The organism is Streptomyces sp. NPDC002690, assembly GCF_053592415.1.
In genome coordinates this window covers 1-5,993 of the sequence record NZ_JBSFVR010000421.1, presented here as the reverse complement: position 1 = coordinate 5,993, position 5,993 = coordinate 1, and the positions used below count along the sequence as shown (strand labels likewise).

Here is a 5,993-nt window from a genome sequence, read left to right as displayed (position 1 = left end):
CGCCGTGGTCGGGTCGGGCAGCCTGAGGTGTACGTGCAGATGGGGCTCTCCGGCCGCCACGTGGCGGATGCCGGGCCCGTCGGAGTCCTCGGCCTGTTCGGCGAGTACGGCGGTGCCGCCGCCACCGGCGTGGACGGGGGCGACCGGGGTCGGCCGGACGTGGTGCACCACGGTGAGGGTGCCGGTGGCCCGGCTGTCCTTGCCGGCCCTGCCCTCGCAGAACAGGGTGACGTCGTACCGGCCGGCCTCGGCGCCGGACCGGATACGGGCCTGGGCACGCAGGCCCTTCCCGTCGGCGGGGGTGAACCGCACCGAGGAGACGAACGCGTCGGATTCGCCGACGCCCTCCTTGCCCTTGCCGCAGGCGTCGGACCAGAGTTCGACCTCGCCGCCGGGGGCGATGGTGGACGGGGTCACCCTGAGGGCGCCGTCGTCGCTCCGGGCGGCCGACGCGGCGGGCGCGGAGACGGCTATCGCCGCGACCGCCGCGGTGGCACAGATGGTGAGGGATAGTGAACGCATCGTGAACCTCCTGCTGGCAGGTTCACCCGTACGCGCGCTTTTCGCATCCGCTGTCGCCCGGTCGGGCGACGGTCCGGAGGTCAGACCAGGCCGACGAGGTCCGCGATGGAGTCGACCACGTTGGACGGGCGGAAGGGGTAGCGGTCGATGTCGGCGGTGGTGGTGAGCCCGGTGAGCACCAGGAACGTCTCCATCCCGGCTTCCAGTCCGGCCAGCACGTCGGTGTCCATCCGGTCGCCGATCATGGCGCTGGTCTCGGAGTGGGCGCCGATGGCGTTGAGCCCGGTCCGCATCATCAGCGGGTTGGGCTTGCCGGCGAAGTACGGCTCCTTGCCGGTGGCCTTGGTGATCAGGGCCGCGACGGAACCCGTGGCGGGCAGCGGGCCCTCGGCGGAGGGGCCGGTCTCGTCCGGGTTGGTGCAGATGAAACGGGCGCCCGCGTTGATCAGCCGGATCGCCTTGGTCAGCGCCTCGAAGCTGTACGTACGGGTCTCGCCGAGCACCACGTAGTCGGGGTCGTGGTCGGTGAGGACGTAGCCGATGTCGTGCAGCGCGGTGGTGAGACCCGCCTCGCCGATGACGTACGCCGTGCCGCCGGGGCGCTGGTCGTCCAGGAACCGGGCGGTCGCGAGCGCGGACGTCCAGATGTTCTCGACCGGGACGTCCAGGCCCATGCGGCTGAGTCGGGCGTGGAGGTCGCGGGCGGTGTAGATGGAGTTGTTGGTGAGGACGAGGAAGGGCTTCCCCGACTCCCGCAGCCGCTTGATGAACGCGTCCGCGCCGGGAATGGGAGTGCCCTCGTGGATGAGGACCCCGTCCATGTCGGTCAGCCAGGACTCGATCGGCTTGCGCTCTGCCATCACACGGACTCCTGCCGTACGCACGGTGCACACGAGGTGCTGGACGCCGGCGGCACCGCGGTGTGCAGCGCCGACGCCCCGAGTTTAGGCCGAAAGGTGGCCCGTATCGATCATGCGGACGAGGTGGGATCGCGTGAATCGCGGCGGGCGGCGCGAGGGGGATGCGGTGCGGGCGCGCGGCCCGGTGGCCTCAGCCCCGGCCACGCCGCATGCGACGGGCCAGGAACAGCGCGGTCGTGCCGCCGAACAGCAGCCCGGCTGCCGCCGCGCCGGTCCGAAGGGCCGTCGCACGCCCCGGGCGGCCGGTCCGGGCGAGTTCGGGCAGCGGGTTGCCGGCGGCGTCGCGCGGTACCTCGACGCCGCCCGGAGGCAGGGTGGGCGCGGTGGGCGCGGGGGACGGACTCGGGCCGGTGGAGGCGCTGAGGCCGGTGTCGGTGCGGGGAGCGGTACCGGTACGGGGGCCGGGGCCGGTGGTCGTACGGGGATCGGCGCCCGGGGTACTCGTCCCGCCCGGGGCGGTCCTTCCGTCCGCGCCGGCCGGCGTACTCGTACCGGCGCCCGTACCCGCGCCCGCGTCCGTACCGGTCCCGTCGCCGGGGTCCGTGCCGCCGGTCCCCCGGTCCTCGCCGGTACCGGACCCGTCGGACGCCTCCGCGCCGGTGAGGAGGTCCTCCATCCCCGATTCGTCGGGGAGCACCAGGTCGGCGCCGCCCTCGATGTCCCCTTCGACGATGGAGAACGGGTAGTCCTCCGACTCGCCCACCCAGTCCCCGTCCGGGGCCACGACGGACCCGTCCGCCACCGCGTTCGAGGGGGGCGCGGCCGGGCGGCGCTGCACGACGGCCGCGTTGGCCACGACCTTCCCGGGCCGGGTGTCGGAGGTGAAGGCCATCCGGACGCGGACGGTGACCGTGCGTCCGGCGGGGACGGTGAAGCCCTCGAAGTCGTCGCCGGCCTCGCCGCTGCCGAAGACCCCGATCTGTTCGTTCCGGTCGGTGGTCTCCCAGCCGACCCGGTGCTCGGTCCCGGCGCCCGGCTCCGTACCCGCCCGTTCCGCGTACGCGAGCTGGATCTGTTCCGGCGCCAGCTGCCGGTCCTGGTCGGTCAGGACGAGTACGGGGTGCAGGGCGCGGCAGGACTCCGTGGTGGTGTTGACGAGATCCAGGTACCAGATTCCGTAGCCGCCGCCGGACGCGTAGGTGTCCGGGCCGCCGTGGATACGGGTGTCGATGGGGAAGTCCCTGGCGTCCCGGTCGCCGCAGGCGGGCTGCTGGTCCGCGACGACGGACGCGGCGGCGGAGTGTTCCGTCGCCGAGGTCGGTGGCCCGCCGAGCAGTGCGCCCGGTACGGCGATCCCGGCGGCCAGGCCGAGTGAGGTGAGCGCCCGCCCGTCGCGCAACCGCGCGGGAGGTCGGAGTCGTGCAAGAGATCGCAGTCGTGCGGGAGGTCCGGGGGGCATGGGAGGCACCCTTCACAGCTCGCGAGCGACCGGCGCGGAGGAACCACCGGCGTACCGGCGGAGACCCTGCCAGGCATGGATACGAACATCACACTGACACGCCGGGAGCTCACCCGCCCGGCGGGCATGCGGTTCGTCCCGCCCTCCGCCGACCGGCCCCAGAGCGTGCTCCGGACACGCCCCGGACCGCCCGACTACTCCGCCGTCCGCCCGAAGAGCGGGCCGAGGACCAACTGGGCGGCCCCCTCGGCGACCGGGTGGTCTCCGCCACCCGCGACCGCGACCGGTACGGGCGTGTGGGCGCCCTCGCGCCGGGCGCGCTCATCGATCACGGCGCGCACGCCCCGCACGTAGGCGTCCTCGTGCGCCGCGACCGTGCGCCCGCCGAGCACCACCCGGTCGATGTCGAGCAGCGCGACGAGGTTGGCGGCCCCCGCGCCCAGCACCCGGGCGGCCTCGGCGACGTCGCCCCGGTCCACCGCCGCCAGGCAGAGCGCCTCGATACAGCCGCGCCCGCCGCAGCCGCACGGCGGACCGTCCAGGAGGAGGGTCTGGTGCCCGAACTCGCCCGCGCCGGTGCGCACGCCCCGGTGCAGCGCCCCGCCGAGAACGAGCCCGGCGCCCAGGCCCGTACCGAGGTGGAGGTAGGCGAAGTCGCCCGCGCCCGGGTCGCTCAGGGCGAGGCCGAGGGCGGCGGCATTGGTGTCCTTGTCCACGGAGACCGGCAGGCCGGTGCGGGTGGCGAGGGCTTCCCGCAACGGGAACCCGTCCCACTGCGGGAAACCGGTGACCCGGTGCAGTACCCCGTCGCGGTGGTCGAGCGGGCCGGGGACCGCCACGCCCACGCCGAGCACGGCCGGGCCGTCTCCGGGCGCCGCCGACGCGCTCACCTCCGCCACCGCGTCCGCCGCGCCCGCGACCACCTCGGCCGCCGGTGCGCCGAGGTCGAGCGGTGCGGTCCGGACGGCGACCGGCGTACCGGCGAGGTCCACGAGGACGGCGGTCAGCTCGTCCCGGTCCAGGTGGAGGCCGACCGCGTGCCGGGCGTCCGGGACGAGCCGGAGCACGGTGCGCGGCTTGCCACCGGTGGAGGCGCGGCGGCCCGCCTCGGCGGCGAGACCCTCCGCGCGCAGCCGGGCGGTGATCTTGCTGACGGCCTGCGGGGTGAGCCCGGTGCGCTCGGCCAGTTCGAGCCGGCTGATGCCGTCGCCGCCGGCGCCACGCAGCAGGTCGAGCACGAGGGCGGCGTTGTGGTGGCGCAGGGCCGGGAGGTTGACCCCGGTGCCGTTGCGCGCGCCGACGCCGGGGCCGCCGCGGGAATCGCTGGTATCGCTGGTGTTCACCACCCCATTGTGGGCCCCGCTTGCACTTTGGCAACAGCGTTGCTTAAGTGGTGGCATGACTTCCACCGATCCCCTCCGCGTCGCGCTCGTCGGCTACGGCCTGGCGGGTTCCGTCTTCCACGCCCCGCTGATCGCGGCGACCGAGGGCCTGGTGCTCGACACGGTCGTCACGTCGAACGAGGAGCGCCGGGCACAGGCCCGCGCCGAGTTCCCCGACGTCCGCTTCGCCGGCTCGCCCGAGGAACTGTGGGCACGCGCCGACGAGCTGGACCTCGTCGTGATCGCCACCCCGAACAAGACGCACGTCCCGGTCGCGAAGGCCGCCCTGGCGGCCGGGCTGCCGGTCGTCGTGGACAAGCCGATCGCCGGTACCGCCGCCGAGGCCCGTGAGCTGGCCGCGCTCGCCGAGGAGAGCGGGCTGCTCCTCTCGGTCTTCCAGAACCGCCGCTGGGACAACGACTTCCTGACGATCGCCCGGCTGATGGCCGACGGCGAACTCGGCGAGGTGCAGCGCTTCGAGTCCCGGTTCGAGCGGTGGCGCCCGCAGCTGAAGGGCGGCTGGCGCGAGTCGGGCGACCCGCAGGAGATCGGCGGGCTCCTCTTCGACCTGGGCAGCCACATCGTCGACCAGGCGCTGGTGCTGTTCGGCCCCGCGGTGCGGGTGTACGCCGAGTCGGATGCCCGCCGCCCCGGCGCCGCGACCGACGACGACACCTTCATCGCGATCACCCACGCGAGCGGCGTCCGCTCGCACCTGTACGCCAGCGCCACCACCGCCCAGCTCGGCCCGCGCTTCCGGGTGCTGGGCCAGCAGGCCGGTTATGTGAAGTACGGCCTGGACCCGCAGGAGGCGGCGCTGCGCGAGGGGCACCGCCCCGGTACGGGCAAGGAGCCGTGGGGCGAGGAGCCCGAGGGCCTGTTGGGCCGGCTCGGCTCGGGCGAGTCGCCGCTGACCGGCGGCGGCGTGCCGGTCCGTACCGCGCCCGGCGACTACCCGGCGTACTACGCGGGCGTCGCCGCCGCCCTGCGCGGCACCGGCGAGAACCCGGTCACCGCCCTGGAGGCGGCAGCGGCGCTGGACGTCCTGGAGGCGGCCCGCCGCTCCGCCCGGGACGGCACCGCCGTCACCCTGGCCCCGCAGCCGGGCACCGCCCGGCCCACCGGCACGCCGAGCACCGAGGAGCCCCAGGCATGAGCGCCCGCCCCGACGCCCCGACCGTCTCCGAACTGCTCGCCCAGGAGCGCCGGCTGACCCTGCCCCGCTTCGGCTACGAGGACGCGTACGCGCTGGGCACCCTGCTGGTCCGGCTGGCCCGCGAGCGCAACGCCCCGGTCGCCATCGACATCCGGCGCGGCACGCAGCAGCTGTTCCACGTCGCGCTCCCGGGCTCCAGCGCCGACAACGACGGCTGGATCGACCGCAAGCGCAAGGTCGTCGAGCGCTACGGCGAGAGCTCCTACCTGGTGGGCACCCGCTTCCGCGCGAAGGGCACCACCTTCGAGGACTCGTCCCGCCTGCCGCTCGGCACGTACGCCGCGCACGGCGGCTCGTTCCCGATCACCGTCGACGGCGCGGGTGTCATCGGCACCGTCACCGTCTCGGGCCTCCCCCAGGCCGAGGACCACGCCCTGGTCGTCCAGGGCCTGGAGGAGTTCCTGGCGACGCTGGAAGGCTGACCCGGACCCGCACCCGTACGTACGCCCCGGGGGCCCCGCGCATCGACGTCCGCGCGGGGCCTCGCGCCACAGCTTGTGCAGCAGGGCGTAGTTCTCGATGGCGAGCGGGATGCCCTGGCGGATGTCCTTGCC

General features: G+C 74.7%; 6 protein-coding genes. 2 read left to right on the top strand and 4 right to left on the bottom strand.

Going from position 1 to position 5,993, the window contains the following annotated elements:
* From ACWD3D_RS32305 to ACWD3D_RS32290, 4 genes are all read right to left on the bottom strand, one after another.
* On the bottom strand, nt 1-522 hold a 522-nt coding region (locus ACWD3D_RS32305; RefSeq protein ID WP_451464286.1), incomplete at its 3' end, for a hypothetical protein.
* A gap of 80 nt (nt 523-602) precedes the next feature.
* Nucleotides 603-1,382, bottom strand: a complete 780-nt coding sequence (locus ACWD3D_RS32300; protein WP_451464285.1) for an HAD-IIA family hydrolase — start codon at nt 1,380-1,382, stop codon at nt 603-605.
* A 190-nt stretch (nt 1,383-1,572) separates the two neighbouring features.
* Nucleotides 1,573-2,781 (bottom strand): peptidase, encoded by a 1,209-nt coding sequence (locus ACWD3D_RS32295; RefSeq protein ID WP_451464284.1) that lies wholly within the window; start codon nt 2,779-2,781, stop codon nt 1,573-1,575.
* Nucleotides 2,782-3,035: 254 nt separating this feature from the next.
* Complete coding sequence (locus tag ACWD3D_RS32290) at nt 3,036-4,241, bottom strand: ROK family transcriptional regulator (RefSeq protein ID WP_451464283.1); 1,206 nt, start codon at nt 4,239-4,241, stop codon at nt 3,036-3,038.
* Between ACWD3D_RS32290 and ACWD3D_RS32285 the strand changes: the two genes are divergently transcribed.
* Complete coding sequence (locus ACWD3D_RS32285; protein WP_451464282.1) at nt 4,240-5,379, top strand: Gfo/Idh/MocA family protein; 1,140 nt, start codon at nt 4,240-4,242, stop codon at nt 5,377-5,379. The two genes, ACWD3D_RS32290 and ACWD3D_RS32285, sit on opposite strands and share 2 nt — an antisense overlap.
* The gene (locus tag ACWD3D_RS32280; RefSeq protein ID WP_451464281.1) at nt 5,376-5,861 is read left to right on the top strand and encodes a heme-degrading domain-containing protein; all 486 of its coding nucleotides are present in this window, start codon (nt 5,376-5,378) and stop codon (nt 5,859-5,861) included. Before ACWD3D_RS32285 ends, ACWD3D_RS32280 begins: the two co-directional genes overlap by 4 nt.
* Nucleotides 5,862-5,993 lie beyond the last annotated feature (132 nt).